Source organism: Streptomyces sp. GbtcB6, assembly GCF_019091475.1.
GTDB classification, from domain to species: domain Bacteria; phylum Actinomycetota; class Actinomycetes; order Streptomycetales; family Streptomycetaceae; genus Streptomyces; species Streptomyces hyaluromycini.
This window is the reverse complement of the sequence record NZ_JAGXJL010000317.1, coordinates 1-264: the sequence shown is the minus strand read 5'-3', so window position 1 is coordinate 264 and position 264 is coordinate 1. Positions and strand designations below refer to the sequence as shown.

The following is a 264-nucleotide window of genomic DNA, read 5'->3' as shown; positions in this document are numbered from 1 at the left end:
CACGCCACGGTGGGTGTCCCCACATCATGCCACGACGACGGCATGGTGACGATCACAGGGAGGGACGGGGAGAGCCTCCGCATACCGGAGGCCGCGCTGGTGGCGGACAAGGTGGTGCCGGCCGCTCCGGCGCGCCGCCGAGGACCCGCGGCGACATAACGGGAACTCGCGCGTGTCGCCTCGCGCGGGCGGCGGACGGTGGTGTGCGAGCGGATCGGCGAGAGGGAGCTGCGGGCGGACGCGGGGTACACGCCGCGAGGGAAC

Annotated in this window: 1 pseudogene; it reads left to right on the top strand. The window is 73.9% G+C overall.

Features of this window, described 5'->3' with window-relative positions:
• Positions 1–9: 9 nt before the first annotated feature.
• Positions 10–264: pseudogene (locus tag KVT45_RS57545) on the top strand (GNAT family N-acetyltransferase); the annotation flags it as partial.